Below are 15,236 nucleotides of genomic sequence, written 5' to 3' on the forward strand. Positions count from 1 at the left end.
GTACAGCAAACGGCGACCCAAGAAGCTGTGTGCTGGACATATGAACGTGCCGTATTTTTTGAGGACTACAGCGAAAGACGGGATTAGCTTCGAAAAATAAAACAAAAAACTTTGATTATCAGCTAGTAACGCAATAAAACTCTATCACGTATAAAAATTGCTTGCCATTAATTATAATCGGGAACGGCAATTTTCATATTACTGGCTAAGATGGAGATATTGAGTTCGGAAACCAAACCGATGTACTCGCCGTCGACTTGAAATTCGGTTGGCGGATCGATGAAAATACGTGCGTTTTTGGTGCTGTAAATGTCGACATCCTCGGTATCCAGACGGATGTTTCCCGTTAAAATCTTGGTTAAAACCGCAAAATCGAGATTGCGAAGCACTACTATTTCGAACTGCCCATCGTCCATTTTACCAAACGGATTGATCACGACGCCGGTTCCATACTTTTGTGAATTGGCCACCACAACCATTTTTGCCTCGGTAATTACCTCTTTACCTTCCATTTCGATACGCGCCTGAAACGGTCCGGTTTGCTCTTTAAATGTAGCGAGCACCTGTTTTGCATAGCCCAACATGCCGCGCGTGGTGCCGCTTTCGTAGTTTTTAACCAGCATAGCGTTTAAACCCACATCGCTTAGGTGCAAACTTGTGTGCCCGTTTATTTTTATCATGTCGATATCGATAAACTTAGCTGAAAAAGCGGCGGGAATGGCGAGATCTAAAGTGGCAGGAATATCTAAATCGACCGACAAGCCGTTTGCCGAACCGGCAGGTAAGATTCCGAAAAGTACGTCGACATCTTCGAGAGCTGCCGCCACTTCTTTAATGGTACCGTCGCCGCCTGCAATAATTACGCGTTGTGGTTGGTATTGGTCGTACAAATTTCGGATGTGCTTACCATCGTTAATACCACAGGTTTCGTAAACAATGGTTTGCAAACCCAAAGTAAGTGCATGTGCTTCAACATCGGCTACGAGTTCGCCTTTGTCGATATCGCCTGCTATCGGATTCACTACAATGATTACAAATTTCTCTGCCATTTGATGAGGTTTGCTCAAAATTAGAGAAATTTAGGGCAATCCCAATTTACATTAACGATTTGCATGAGATCGCACAGAAAACGCCTTTCTTTTTCGCTTTTTGAGATTGCGGAATGCGGACAAATGTGGTTTACTGCTGTGTATTTTAAGGCATTTTGAAAAAAGCGCTGATAAAATCGTTTCCAAACAAAACGCTTTGCCGTACTTTTACATAGTATGAAACCTGTTTTAAAACTATATCGAGGTTACGCCAACGAAAATCAGCTTTTAGTGATGGGTCATGTGTTTAAGCCAACGACTAAAGCCGATTACGATTTTCAGAAAACGAAATTTAGGAACGCTCGCTCGGTGATTCGCATGTTTCGACAAAAGACAGCGTCGAATTTTGATGTATATTTCAAACACGACGGACGTGTTATTCACACCAAAACCTTAGACGACGGCTTTTTTCAGTTTTGCATTCCGCTCGACAACGATGTGGGTTACGGCTGGATTACGTACGAAGTTTCTATTAAGTCGGAAGGAACGCACGTCACACAAAAAGGCTCGTACATTCGGCCGTTTGAAGGAAATTTGGGTTTTATCTCGGATATCGACGATACCTTTTTGATTTCCCACAGCCGAAATATCTTTAAAAAGCTGTACATCTTGTTGTTTAAGAACGTGAACGACCGCAAAATCTTTTCCGACGTGGTTGCGCATTATCAGGCTTTAAGTACAGCCGGACGCAATAACAAAACCGAACAAAACGCTTTTTTCTATGTGTCGTCGAGCGAGTGGAATTTGTATCGATTTATTGTTCAGTTTGCCGAATTGCATCAGTTGCCTCGAGCGGTATTGTTGCTAAAAGACATCAAACAGAGTTTATTCGACTTTTTGATAACCGGACGCGGAAACCACGATCATAAATTTCAGAAAATCAAACATATATTAGAGTTTTATCCGAAATTAAACTACACGCTATTGGGCGACGATTCGCAACAAGACGCCGAGCTTTACGAACGGATTTGCAAAATGTTTCCGGTAAATGTTCAAGCCGTTTACATTCGGCAAACGGGCAAACTTCCTAAACAAAAGGTAACCATCGCCATTCAAAATATGAGTTTAATGGGTGTTCACACCTGCTATTTTACGAACAGCAAAGAAGCTATTGCACATTCTAAAAGCATCGGACTCATCGTATAAAATTATGCTTACCTTAGTTGCGTTAGTCGAAACGCATGCTTTTTCAATTTAATATCTACTCCGGGTTACTCTTAATTTTCTTTACACACAATCTGGTTTATGCCTTGATACTTCTCCAAAAAAGTATACAAGAACGCAGTAAATCGGCGTTTTGGCTCGCTTTATTTTTGATTATCGTTGCCTTGTATTTAGCGCCTTGGATGTTGGGCTTTGCGGGTTGGTACGACTCAGAAAGCTACCGTGCAGTGATCTTCAGCGTACCGTTCCATCAACTGTATTTTTTTGGACCGATTTTGTATTTCTACACACAAGCGGTTTTAAATCCGGCTTTTACGTTTCGAAAAAAGTACTTCTGGCATTTACTTCCTGGTTTTTTATACCTGCTTTATGCATTGATACAGGTGGCAAACGATTACTACGGCAACGGAGGTGCGTTTCCGGAATTTTATGCCGATATCGACTTCGACGAATGGTACCAAATTAGCGGTCATGTTAGCATGCTTTGCTATTTAATTTACTCTTTGAAATACTACAATTTGTATCGAAAAGTGATTCAAAACATCGTCAGTTTTGCCGATGAACTCACGTTTAAATACGTAAAGGAATTTATCATTAGTTGTTTGGTGATTATTGGTGTTGACATTGGCTTTCGAATTGCTTTTGAGATTTTTCCGGAGTTTGCGAATTTTATAGGAAGTTGGTGGTACTACATGGCGGTTGGCGTGATTTCCTACCGCATTGCCATTAGAGGTTATGCTAATGAAAATTTTAGAAGCAAACGCGTTGGCTATGGTTTCGTGAACGAAAGTAAAATTGAAAACGCCGAAATACTTGCGGAGTATGCCGAAATCGAGTTCCCACAAAGCGACTCAAATAATTTGGGACTAACCGAATCGGAGGAAAAACTGCGCGACCAACTAGAAAAATTACTGATTACCAACGGCTATTACAAAAATCCGGAACTTACCCTCCTCGATTTGGCAAAAGCAACCGGCAGTAATACCGCGCTTATTTCAAAAGTAATCAACAAAGGCTTTAACCAGAATTTCAATGATCTGGTAAACACACTTCGAATCGACGCTTTTAAAGCAAAAGTAGCTGCTGGCGAAAATTCGAAATCGACCTTACTTGGCTTAGGGCTCGACTGTGGTTTTAATTCGAAAGCTACTTTTAATCGGGCGTTTAAAAAGCATACGGGAGTAACGCCAAAAGACTACTTAGCAAAAAACACAGCAGAATTAGGTCTCAAATTATAATTTGAAGCGCGCAGCTACTGGGATTGCCGCAATTTTGCTTCATCAATAACCGGAAACTGGTTTTCCAAAAAAGTAAACAATTATGAAAAAAAATGTAATCCTTTTAGTGCTCGCAACAGTACTTGCTTCGTGCGGAATGTTTAGTTCTTTAAACTCGGGAACAACAATTAACGCCAATGAAAAATTTGTACTCGGCGATAATCCACACGGCAATTTTAGAACGCACATTAGAAACGACGGCTCGACCACGCTTCGTGTTTTTCAAGCACCAAATGCCGGCGGAACCCACTCTCCTATTCTACTTGAACCTACGCAAAGTACGTACGTAAAAACCGACGAAAATACTGCTTTAGTAATCGAAAATACGGGAAATATAGCGGGCTTCGTTTCGTTAAAAGTTAAAGGTGATTTAAACCTGAACATGGGATTCCAAAACAAGAAATAACAAACACATTCTAAATTTCTAAATCTAATACACATGAAAATCTTAATTAGCACTACCGTAGCACTTCTTTTATCCTTATTCTCGTTTGCTCAAGAAAAAATCGAAAAGAGCTTTGACTACAAAAACTTCGACAAAGTGTACCTCCAAGGACAAAACGCCGATGCACAAATTTCTATCGGTAAAAACTGGTCGATTCGCGTAGAAGGTCCCGAAGAGAGCGTAAACAACCTTGAAATGACCTATTCCAGCACGGAATACAAACTGGAAATAAAAAATAAACCAGGAAAAGTCGGATACAAGAAAAATCAAAAACCAACCACTATTTACATTACAATGCCCGAAGCAAGCGTTATTGCACAATCGGGCAACGGCGACTTAGCCGTGAAAGGAATCGTTGGAAAATACTTTCGCTTAGAGCAAGAAGGTAACGGCGATTGTACTTTGAGCGGCTCTATCGATAGTTTCGATTTAGAAAAAGGCGGAAATGGCGATCTAAACGCAGGAAGTTTAAAAGTTGCTGCGATGAAATTTACAACTGCTGGAAACGGCGATACAACCGTAAACGTAAGCGAAAAAATGAGCGGAAAACTAGTAGGCAACGGCGATCTAATCAACCGCGGTGCCGCACGCTGCAACGACTGTAAGAAAAACGGCAACGGAGATTTTATTTACCGCTAGAAGTTTCAATCATCAATCAAAATCATCATGAAAAAAATAATCATAACCGTTACTAAACCTACTGTTTTGCCTCATCTTTGGCAAGACATTTTGTTCACCTTACCGCGCATTTTATGCGGTTATTGGATGGCGGTCGATTTCGGTGCCGTTAAATTCGGTCTGCCGTGGTCGCCACCCGAAAACAACCTCGGATTCTTCGAAGTAGCCTTTTGGTTTCCGAACGATGTAGCCGAATTCGGTGGCGTATTCGCACTCTTTCCCGCATTTTTCGCTTGGATGGCCGCTTTTAGCGAAGCCGTTGGCGGTATCGCACTCGTTTTGGGTTTTCAGACGCGCATTTTTAGTTTCCTTGCCGGTTGCACCATGTTCGTAGCTGCTGTTTACCAACAATCGAGCGAAGGGCTGTGGAACATGATGCCCGCACTCGGAATTCTATGGGTTTGCTTGGGCGGCATAGCACTTGGTAGCACCCGTTTCGGAATCGATTATCTACTCACAAAAACAAAGAAATAATGAAATACGTAGCCTTTTCACTGCTGCTTTTGTTGGTTTCGTGCGTGCAGCCAACAGCCAATCAAAAAGTTCGTTACACCGTTGTGGTGCCTAAATCGATGCCCGTTTCGCAAATGGCGGTTCGAGGCAGCAACCAACCCTTGAGCTGGGAACAAGATACCGCCATGAAACGCCTCAACGACAGTACCTTTTACGTTGATGTGGTTCACAAAACCGGTTACGCATACACCGAATACAAGTTTGTTGCCGATGGGCAGTTTGAGCGGCAAAATCAAGACAACCGCAAGCTTACCTTCGACGCCGATTTAAACACAACCGTAACGCACCTGTTTAATGGCAAGTAATTGACATTTTTTTTGGGCGGCATTTCGCGCTGTACGTTGCAATAAAAACGCACAAAAGCGGTTCGTGCTGGCTTTGCCTGGGGCTTCCGTTGGTCGCCCATTCAAAACCGCACTCACACGCTTTTCGTGCGTTTTTATTTCCACTGCCATCACGGCCACGGGGATCGTTGCAAAAAAATGTACATTTTAAAAACGTTTTTTTTAAATCGCGACAAGCATTAGTTAATATTATGTATTTCAATTTTTTACTCGAGGTAATATTGCAATATTACGTTTGTTAAAAAACCGTCAAAAAACAGACGTTTTATTGGGTAACGCATTTGCGGCCCGGATGGCAGCGAAAAGCCTTTTGATAAATTGGGCAAACAAAAGCTCGTTGGGCGTGGCGACCTCAGAAGCCGTGCCAAACGATTGCTTTTGTGCCCGATTTGAAAAAGCTTGTAGCGTACAGCCGGAACTGCTGCCCAAAAAATCAAAAAAAGCTGCTTTTACGTATAAAACGTTTTAAAAATATGGGATGGATTTCCAATTTTCGGCTATTTTTGCGTTTCGAAAAATGAATCCTTTATGAGAACGATACAGTTTAGAGAAGCCGTTGCCGAAGCAATGAGCGAAGAAATGCGCCGCGATGAGTCGGTTTATCTCATGGGCGAAGAAGTAGCCGAATACAACGGTGCTTACAAGGCTTCTAAGGGTATGCTTGATGAATTTGGTCCGAAGCGTGTAATCGACACACCTATTGCCGAGCTCGGATTTGCTGGTATTGCGGTAGGTTCGGCTATGAATGGTTGCCGACCGATCGTGGAATACATGACGTTTAATTTCTGTTTGGTTGGTATCGACCAAATTATCAATAACGCTGCGAAAATGCGCCAGATGTCTGCCGGACAATTCCCTATGCCGATGGTATTTCGCGGTCCAACAGCCTCGGCCGGACAATTGGGTGCGACGCACTCGCAAGCTTTCGAAAACTGGTTTGCTAACACGCCCGGTTTAAAAGTTGTGGTTCCGTCGACACCATATGATGCAAAAGGTTTGTTGAAATCGGCTATTCGCGACGACGATCCGGTTATTTTCATGGAATCGGAGCAGATGTACGGCGACAAAGGAGAAGTTCCGGAAGAAGAGTACACGATTCCGCTTGGCGTGGCTGATGTTAAGCGCGCGGGAACAGATGTTACTATTGTATCGTTCGGAAAGATTATTAAAGAGGCTTTAGCTGCAGCGGAAACGCTTGCTGCTGAAGGTATTTCGGTAGAGGTAATCGACTTACGTACGGTTCGCCCAATGGATTACGATGCGATTATCAACTCGGTTAAGAAAACAAATCGTTTAGTGGTTTTAGAAGAAGCTTGGCCGTTTGCTAGCGTTGCTTCGGAAATTACGTATATGGTTCAGGAACGCGCCTTCGACTATTTAGATGCGCCCGTACAACGTATTACAACCGCTGATACACCCGCGCCGTACTCGCCAACTTTATTGAAAGAATGGTTGCCAAATGCAGACGACGTTATTAAGGCTGTGAAGAAAGTACTTTACCGCTACTAAAATAAAACTCAAAATAAAAACCCGCTCTCAAATGGAAAGCGGGTTTTTTGTTTTTTCTACGTTAAGTTAATTAAAGGCAATGATTAACTTTCGGCTTCCATGAGCAGTATTTCCCATTCTTCGATCAGTTTGTCGAGTTGCTTTTTCTTTTCGTTGTAGGCCGTGAAAAACGCAGCGTCTTCGATGTGTTTATCGTAATTCGATTCGAGCGCACGATCGTCGAGACGGATGGCGTTTTCAAGATCTTTAATTTGCGACTCGACTTTAGAAATGCGGTTTTGAAGTGCCTTTTGTTTCTTTTGTTCTTCGAAACTCTTTTTTGGAGCCTCTTGAGAGGCTTTTACGACATCGCGCTTTTCGACCTCACGCATGCTATCAACGTTTCGTTGTTCTAGGAAGAAGTTGATGTCGCCCAGATATTCTTTAATTTTCTGATCTTTAAACTCGTACACAATATTCGCAGTTCCTTGAAGGAAATCGCGGTCGTGAGATACGAGAAGCAGTGTTCCTTCGTATTTCTGTAGTGCGGCTTTGAGTACGTTTTTCGATTTGATGTCGAGGTGGTTTGTAGGTTCGTCCATTATGAGCACATTGATGGGCTGTAGGAGCAACTTACAAAGTGCCAGACGATTTCGTTCGCCGCCGGAAAGTACTTTTACTTTTTTTTCGACGTCGTCGCCACGGAAAAGAAAAGCCCCGAGCATGTCGCGCACTTTAGAGCGATTGGTGTCGTTTGCGGCGTCTTCCATGGTTTGTAGCAGTGTGATTTCGCCATTCAAATATTCTGCTTGATTTTGAGCAAAATAGCCTACTTGAACATTGTGCCCGAGTTTGATGCTACCTTCGAACGGGAATTCGTTCACGATTGCTTTTATAAACGTAGATTTCCCTTGTCCGTTTTGACCTACAAAGGCGATTTTACTACCGCGTTCAACGTTCAGCGAAATATCTTTCAAAACTACTTTATCTCCGAACTTTTTGGTAACGTGTTCGGCTTCGACGACTACGCGACCTGGAGTCACCGAAACTGGAAACGAGATGTTCATAACCGCATTATCGTCTTCATCGACTTCGATGCGTTCTACCTTATCGAGTTTCTTGATAAGCGATTGTGCCATCGATGCTTTGCTGGCTTTGGCGCGAAATTTCTCGATTAGTTTCTCGGTTTCATCTATTTTCTTTTGCTGGTTCTTTTGTGTAGCTAGTTGCTTTTCGCGAATTTCTTGGCGAAGCGTCAGATATTGTGTGTACGGCTTATTGAAATCGTACACTTTACCAAGAGAGATTTCCAGTGTTCGGTTCGTAACGTTATCGAGGAACATCTTATCGTGAGAAACAATAATTACGACACCTGGATACGATTTTAGAAAGTTCTCGAGCCAGATAATACTTTCGATATCTAGGTGGTTAGTAGGTTCGTCTAAGAGAAGAATATCATTGTTTTGAAGGAGCAGTTTTGCGAGCTCGATTCGCATGCGCCAGCCTCCAGAAAAAGTGTCGGTTTTGTTGTTGAAATCTTCTCGTTTAAAGCCGAGTCCCAGCAGAATTCTCTCGGTATTACCCACGTAATTGTATCCGTCCAGAAGTTCGAATCGGTGCGTTAGATCGCTCAAATCTTCGATGAGTTTTGCGTAAGAATCAGACTCGTAGTCGGTACGTGTTTGAAGTTGTTCGTTGATGTGATTCAACTTGCGTTCGACTTCTTTGATTTCGGTAAAGGCTTGATAAGCCTCTTCGAGTACGGTTCTGCCTTGTTCGAAGTCGATATCTTGACGCAAGAAACCAATACGGACTTCTTTTTCTGTGGCGATCACTCCGGAATCGGGTTGAAGATCGCGACTAAGGATTTTGAGCATTGTCGATTTACCGGCACCATTTTTTCCGACAAGACCAACACGATCACCTGCTCCCAGTCGGAAGGTAACATCTTCAAAAAGATAGGAACCTCCGAAAGAAACTGATAAATTGTGAATATTTAGCATGATATTGGCTTAGAAAACTTAAATAGACTGTAACTTTGTTATTGTATTACAGTAATAAAGAATTGGCTGCAAATGTTAAAAAAAGGAACGAAATTATATAGCATTTTAACAGGAACTTGTCCGCGTTGTCATAGCGAGAGTATGTATGAGAACAAAAACCCATATATCGTCACCGAAACGATGCATATGCACGATACTTGTTCCCATTGTGGGCTCCGCTATAAAATGGAACCGAATTTCTTTTTTGGCGCCATGTACGTAAGCTATGCACTTGCTGTAGCTGTTGGAGTTGCAGCATTTATCATCAGTTTTGTTTTCGTGGGCTGCACGGTAAAGGAGGCTTTTATTACCATCATTGCTGCTCTTGTTGTTTTGATGCCTTGGATTGTGCGAATGAGTCGAAACATTTACATCAACTTCTTTATTGCATACAAAGACGATGCTATTGCTTCCAAAAACGTTTAGCTTGTAAATAAGTCGGAATTTCTTTTTTGTCGACTATAGAATCGTATAGCAGCTTTGCCATCGTTGGACCTAACATAACACCTCTCGTACCTAAACCATTTAAAATGTGAAGCTGTGGGAACTGTGGATGATTACCTACAATGGCTTTACGATCGGGAGTAGTAGGACGTACACCTGCCCATTGATCGACGATTTCAAAATCGCATTGAATTACTTGTTTGAGGCGCGTAGTGAGTTCCTCGCGCGCAGCAGCGGTGGTTTGCTCCGTTTTATCCGTCCATTCGTAAGTTGCACCCACTTTAAACAAATTGTTGCCTAAAGGAAGAATAAAAACACCACTGTTGATGATTTCGGTAAGCTTCAACTGAGGTGCATGAATCGTTATGCCCTCACCTTTGGTGCCAGGAACGGAGACAAAATTAAAATACGGATTTTGATTTACTCCATATCCTTCGGCGAAGATCAGATTATTGGCTTGAAATTCGTGGTAAGTAACAAACTCGCTACTGAACTGCATATCTGCGTAAATAAAAGACTCCGCTATAAAGCAGCGTGAATTAGCTAGAAACGTCTGATAACTCGTTATAAAGACATTGGTATCTAAGTGACCGGTGTAATTAACCACTCCAAACTGAAATGGGCTATCAATTCCGTCAATCGCGGAGGTAAACAAATCGTTGCTTAATAAATTTCCAAGTTGAGGTTTATCGGCGTGTTCGAACCAATCATTTTGCTCCGAAATAGAGGCGAACTTGCGTAAAGTAAGCTTTTCATGATGAAACTTAGCGTTTAGCCGTTTCTCAGCAGCAGAATAAAACGAACGCAGAAAATCAATCTGATCGACGGCGTCTTGTAGCGGCCGATACCTTTTCACTATTAAAGGATTATACAGACCTGCTGCCACGCGACTCGACTTCAATTTAGAATCGCCGAAAACCACAAAAGAACAGTTATTCTGAAGTAGTACTTCCGCAAAAGCGAGCGCCGCTAAACCGTTGCCTACAATGATAAAATCAAGCATTTTCATACTGCAAATAAACAAAAACGGCTGGTTAAAAAACCAGCCGTTTGAATATCATTAGTGAAAACTAGTAGTTCCACATATCTTGTTCAAAGTTTCGAATCTTTTCTTTAATTCGATCGGATTCTAACAATTGCATCTGCGCATTGTCTTTCATATAATCCTGAATCATACGATCACCATATACGTTTTCCTCTTGATAGATAACCGCATTGAAACGACGTGAATTCAAAAGAACATCGAATGAAATTGGCATTGCAGAGTTACGATCGTTGAAAGCATTATTAGCATGAAGTACATCGCGAACTGCAGGGAAATATACCCAGAATAACTCAATGTAATCAACTTCATCTTTACCTACTGTGTAGACGTCTGGTGTAACAGGACAAATACCTAATAAGCGGTATTTCAATTCCCCTTGACGTTTATCGAAGTACCAATAACCTTTGATTTTGTAAGCATCAACATCTTGTCCCGTGATATCAGTCTTCACGATATATTCAGGAGAGATCGGTAATCCTGCGTTAAACTGTTCTCTACCCGGATCAGTTGTATCGATTCGAGATAGTGATTTTTCTATATCGCTTAACGTCTTTTTGGTATTGAAATAACCATCTGTATAAACTTCGGTAATTTTACCTTCTTTCATACCCTTGGTAAGCACGTCGTACAAGTTACGACGGTCTCTTCCAATATTAGCGGTATCAATTGGATAATATAAAGGGAAATTGATACGTTCATCCAAATCGATAAGTTCCCAAACTGCTTTACCGAACATGATATCACGATCGTGCACATATCCGTAAGGAAGGGGCTTATCGTTATCTGAATTTAATTGCGCAGCAGTTTTCTTTCCGATTTCATCTGGTGTTTTTGCATTTAGTAGATTAGACTGCGCAAAAGAACTTGCAACACCTAGAACTACCAAAACAATACTAAAAAGATTCTTGCGATTCATATCTTTATTTTTGTGAATAGAGAACGACTATTCTTACTAATTATTGTATCTCGTAAATAACAACTGAAGTTCTTGGCAATAACAAGTTCTCAGCTCCAACTAACTTTACTTTGATTTCAGAAATGGTTACTTGATCACCGCGACCTGCTTTTGAGAGTGCAGCAACAGCTTGAGCATTTAATTTACTTCCTTGCACAACAACTGTAGGTTGTCCAGGAACTTTAATATTAAAACCAGTTACGTTTAAAGTAACATCAAAATCAAAGTCAAGTAACTTTGCTCCAACTGTAGATGCAATTAAGCTCGCCTTCGGTCCTTTTACTACACCATACTCACCGCGGATGGTTCCTGTCGGTGCGGGAATACCTTTAATACGAAACATTTTCTTGTCAGAGACAGTTGACTTATCCGGTAAAGTAGCCGTTACGTTAACTACCACTTCCTGACCTTGCTGTGGCTTCATAATGTATTGACCTGGCTTACCAGCTGGACGTAAACCTGGAGCAGAAGCATTAACTTTATCCGAAGAAACTCCAGCAAATGAAATAGTCATTGGGTTATCTAAACCACGATATACAACGTTCATCTTATCAGCAGAAATTGTCGCTTGATTCGGGCGAGGAACCACAACGTAAGCACCTTCGAACTTCAATGGAATATTTTTACCATCTTCCAAGAAAGTAAATGTACCTGCGATTTTTTGTTCACCAACAGCTCCTGCAGTCATCGAAATGATTGCCTGACCGTTCTCAATCTTACCTGGACCAGAGAATGAAGTTGGTTTTGTGTTTGCGTCATAGCGACCTAATACCACTTTACCAGTAACTTTCTCTCCTTGAAAGTAAACATTCTTATCAAGAGCAACAATAGCTTGGAAATTCTTCATCGAAGCAGCTTCCTTAAATGTGTTACCCATCAATACATTATAGATTCCAGACTCTAATGTCTTAATATCGTTCTGTAAAGCAGAAAGTTTAGTAATTGACGCGATCGCTGGGAAACCTTTGTAATGGTAATCTAAATACTTCTTAGTTATACCTTCACCGTCTTTCACATCCTTAGTATTGAACTTCAATTCTAATTCCTTGATTACTGGCTGGTATTTTACGTCATTTCCAAACACAGTCTTCATATCTGCAACGAACTTCTCAAATTTTCCAACGATTTCCTTACCCTTTGGAGAGTAACCATCGCCTTCAAACCACAATTCGTCAATTTTGTCTCCCTTATCCATCGACTCGTAAGGTAACTTACCTGTAGACTCGTCTACGTCAAAACCTTCAGAAATTTCCTTTTTCAAACCACCTAAATAGTTATAAAAAGCTTCAGACAATTGTGAAACTTGTTTAGCTTTTTGGTTTGGCTCAGAAAACTTTGCTGGATCTTCGCCTGCCTTAGCTTCGAGGAAATTTAATAATTTTTTATTGTAATCAGTTGTAGAAATGTTAGAAGCATCAAACTTTTCGTTCATCAAACCAAAAGCCGATAATACTTCTTTCGACATATTCAATGCCAACATAGCGATGAAAACCAGATACATCAGGTTAATCATCTTCTGTCTAGGGGTTAATTTTCCTCCTGCCATTGTTTTTCTTAGTTATTTCGTGTTTTTAATAATGATTAGTCAGGTGGTCTTAATTAACCTTTGTTACCCATTGCAGAAAGCATTCCGCCATAAACATTATTAAGTGTAGCGATATTTGCTGTCATGGCAGCCATTTGCTCCTTCAAGCGCGTTGCGTTGTCCGCAATTTCTTTATTTGCCTCAGCATTACGATTAGCGCTTTCCAATTGAATTTTGTATAGATTGTTCAAAGATTCCATTTGAGCAGCAGCTATAGAAAGCTCTTCGCTATATTTTTTTGTTGCAGCAATTCCGTCTGCAGCTGGTGAGATTCCTTTAGCAGCACTTTCGAAATTTTTGATGCTATTACCTAAGCTTGCCATCAACTCTCCGTCGATCTTAGCTTCTTTCAATAAATTATCTAATTTCTGAGATAATAGTCCTTGTGCATCTTTTGGATCTTCTTTCTTACCACGCTCTTTAGCTTCACCACCTGCTAATTCAGGATATACCAACGACCAATCCAACTCTTTATCAACTGGATCGAATGCAGAAAGACCAAAGATAAGCGCCTCAGTTCCCAAACCTATAATAAGCATCGCTGATGCAAAAGGCCAGTGCATCAATTTGAATAATGCTCCGATGATTACTACTGCCGCCCCCATACCGTAAGCGAAATTCATTGCTTTTTTACTTAAAAATGCCATAATAAATAGTTTTTTGTTTTAAGAGTAATTAATTGTTGGTTTAAAGAGTTTTATTTTTTTGGCGCGTTGCCAGTTACTTGTAATCCCATGTAATCTTGAACAGTTCGGAATCCGATGTAGCTTCTTGCTGTATCCGCGTATTCGAAGTCGCGTGTACTAACTTGCAAGTAATAGCTCACATCTTTCCAAGATCCACCGCGAACCACTTTACGTAAATTCTTAGTATCTGGCACATTCGGATTCATAGTACTTACATACTCGTAAGCTCCTGGATCATAAGATGAATCTGTCCACTCCGCTACGTTGCCCGCCATGTTGTACAAGTTGTAGCCATTCGGATCGTACGATTTTGCTTCAACAGTGTATAGTGCACCATCAGCAGCATAATCACCACGATTAGGCTTAAAGTTTGCTAAATAACAACCTCTGTCGTTCTTCGCGTAAGGACCACCCCATGGGTAGGTTGCAGATTCGAGACCACCTCTAGCTGCATACTCCCACTCTGCCTCAGTTGGCAAACGGAATGAATTGACAAAATCCTGTTTCTTTTTCTTAGACTTTATGTAAGTATTCTTATTTAAAGTTCTCCATGCACAGAAAGCCTTTGCTTGCTTCCAGTTCACACCCACAACTGGGTAATCAGAATAAGCTTGGTGCCAAAAATAATCGTTGTGCATTGGCTCGTTGTACGAATAAGCAAAATCTTTAATCCATGCAGTTGTATCTGGATAAACTGGCTCTTGTTCAGTACGAATAAAGTCTTTACGACGTCCGTTCTTCGCTTTAGCAGCAGCTTGTATATCCATCCACGAATAGCGGAACTTTAATTTAGAAACATCTATTGTTCTTAAACCATTGTAGGCTTCGGCAATTGGAATGTACATACTATCCATAACTTCAACGTAGTGTTCGTCTGGATATTTCTGAACATTTGTCTGCAATTTCACCTTACGGTTCAACTTACGACCTGCGTACATATCTTCATCTGTACCTACACTGTAGTAGTTTTCATACATGTACTTGTCGTAGGCCGACATTTTTGCAGGATCAGCATCTGCAAAAGCATAGTCGTTGATACTACCTCCTGCTTTTTTACCGCCGCCTTTACCAGCTGCACCTCCTGCCGCAGCGCCTCCGCCACCACCTACTTCATCAGCCATGATCGCCAGACGCACACGAATAATGGAATCTTTAACCCATTCTACAAACTGACGGTATTCGCTGTTTGTAATTTCGGTTTCATCCATGTAAAATGAACGAACGGTCACAGTTTTGGTAGGGGCATCACCAATGTTTGCCAAATCATCATCTGATTTACCCATGATAAAAGAGCCTCCCGGCACCAAAGTCATCCCATAAGGCTTCTCTGGATGCCATTTCTTCCCTTTTACACCTACAAGCTCTCCCTTGTCGCCGGAACTACAGCTAAACAACAGTGAGGATAATGCTGCAAACGCAATGAACTTCTTCATATAAAATCGGGTTATTTTGTATTCTAATTTTAAGGGCGTAAACCTATCT

General features: G+C 41.3%; 15 protein-coding genes. 8 read left to right on the forward strand and 7 right to left on the reverse strand.

Annotated features, from left to right (window positions below):
• Window positions 1-167 precede the first annotated feature (167 nt).
• Window positions 168-1,049: a diacylglycerol kinase family protein gene (locus Q0064_RS14185; RefSeq protein ID WP_298148865.1), complete on the reverse strand. Its 882-nt coding sequence runs from the start codon at window positions 1,047-1,049 to the stop codon at window positions 168-170.
• Between the two features lie 216 nt (window positions 1,050-1,265).
• Between Q0064_RS14185 and Q0064_RS14190 the strand changes: the two genes are divergently transcribed.
• From Q0064_RS14190 to Q0064_RS14220, 7 genes are all read left to right on the forward strand, one after another.
• Window positions 1,266-2,234, forward strand: coding sequence for an App1 family protein (locus tag Q0064_RS14190; protein ID WP_298148866.1), 969 nt, complete (start codon window positions 1,266-1,268; stop codon window positions 2,232-2,234).
• A gap of 35 nt (window positions 2,235-2,269) precedes the next feature.
• Window positions 2,270-3,490 carry a helix-turn-helix domain-containing protein gene (locus Q0064_RS14195; RefSeq protein ID WP_298148867.1) on the forward strand — a complete coding sequence of 407 codons (1,221 nt, stop codon included), beginning with the start codon at window positions 2,270-2,272 and terminating at the stop codon, window positions 3,488-3,490.
• 82 nt (window positions 3,491-3,572) lie between these two features.
• A complete protein-coding gene (locus Q0064_RS14200) occupies window positions 3,573-3,935 on the forward strand; it encodes a hypothetical protein (protein WP_298148868.1) in 363 nt (120 codons plus the stop codon).
• A 33-nt stretch (window positions 3,936-3,968) separates the two neighbouring features.
• The gene (locus Q0064_RS14205) at window positions 3,969-4,613 is read left to right on the forward strand and encodes a DUF2807 domain-containing protein (protein ID WP_298148869.1); all 645 of its coding nucleotides are present in this window, start codon (window positions 3,969-3,971) and stop codon (window positions 4,611-4,613) included.
• Between the two features lie 27 nt (window positions 4,614-4,640).
• Entirely contained in the window at window positions 4,641-5,126 is a 486-nt protein-coding gene (locus Q0064_RS14210; protein ID WP_298148870.1) for a DoxX family protein, read from the forward strand.
• A complete protein-coding gene (locus Q0064_RS14215) occupies window positions 5,126-5,470 on the forward strand; it encodes a hypothetical protein (RefSeq protein WP_298148871.1) in 345 nt (114 codons plus the stop codon). The genes Q0064_RS14210 and Q0064_RS14215 overlap by 1 nt, the downstream gene beginning before the upstream one ends.
• Before the next feature lie 567 nt (window positions 5,471-6,037).
• On the forward strand, window positions 6,038-7,018 hold the full coding sequence (locus tag Q0064_RS14220) for a pyruvate dehydrogenase complex E1 component subunit beta (protein ID WP_298148872.1): 981 nt from the start codon (window positions 6,038-6,040) through the stop codon (window positions 7,016-7,018).
• Between the two features lie 83 nt (window positions 7,019-7,101).
• Here the strand turns inward: Q0064_RS14220 and Q0064_RS14225 are convergent, their stop codons facing one another.
• On the reverse strand, window positions 7,102-9,000 hold the full coding sequence (locus Q0064_RS14225; RefSeq protein WP_298148873.1) for an ABC-F family ATP-binding cassette domain-containing protein: 1,899 nt from the start codon (window positions 8,998-9,000) through the stop codon (window positions 7,102-7,104).
• A 72-nt stretch (window positions 9,001-9,072) separates the two neighbouring features.
• Here Q0064_RS14225 and Q0064_RS14230 point away from each other — a divergent pair, with 72 nt between their 5' ends.
• The gene (locus tag Q0064_RS14230; RefSeq protein WP_298148874.1) at window positions 9,073-9,465 is read left to right on the forward strand and encodes a DUF983 domain-containing protein; all 393 of its coding nucleotides are present in this window, start codon (window positions 9,073-9,075) and stop codon (window positions 9,463-9,465) included.
• Here Q0064_RS14230 and Q0064_RS14235 read toward each other — a convergent pair.
• The 5 genes from Q0064_RS14235 to gldK form a co-directional block, all read right to left on the reverse strand.
• Window positions 9,443-10,492, reverse strand: a complete 1,050-nt coding sequence (locus Q0064_RS14235) for an FAD-dependent oxidoreductase (protein ID WP_298148875.1) — start codon at window positions 10,490-10,492, stop codon at window positions 9,443-9,445. The genes Q0064_RS14230 and Q0064_RS14235 overlap by 23 nt on opposite strands.
• Window positions 10,493-10,553: 61 nt before the next feature.
• Window positions 10,554-11,444: a gliding motility protein GldN gene (gene gldN, locus Q0064_RS14240; RefSeq protein WP_298148876.1), complete on the reverse strand. Its 891-nt coding sequence runs from the start codon at window positions 11,442-11,444 to the stop codon at window positions 10,554-10,556.
• Between the two features lie 40 nt (window positions 11,445-11,484).
• Window positions 11,485-13,029, reverse strand: coding sequence for a gliding motility protein GldM (gene gldM / locus Q0064_RS14245; RefSeq protein WP_298148877.1), 1,545 nt, complete (start codon window positions 13,027-13,029; stop codon window positions 11,485-11,487).
• Window positions 13,030-13,082: 53 nt separating this feature from the next.
• Window positions 13,083-13,715, reverse strand: coding sequence for a gliding motility protein GldL (gldL, locus tag Q0064_RS14250; RefSeq protein ID WP_298148878.1), 633 nt, complete (start codon window positions 13,713-13,715; stop codon window positions 13,083-13,085).
• 50 nt (window positions 13,716-13,765) lie between these two features.
• Window positions 13,766-15,187: a gliding motility lipoprotein GldK gene (gene gldK / locus Q0064_RS14255; RefSeq protein WP_298148879.1), complete on the reverse strand. Its 1,422-nt coding sequence runs from the start codon at window positions 15,185-15,187 to the stop codon at window positions 13,766-13,768.
• Window positions 15,188-15,236 lie beyond the last annotated feature (49 nt).

The organism is Flavobacterium sp. (assembly GCF_027490375.1).
GTDB lineage: Bacteria > Bacteroidota > Bacteroidia > Flavobacteriales > Flavobacteriaceae > Flavobacterium.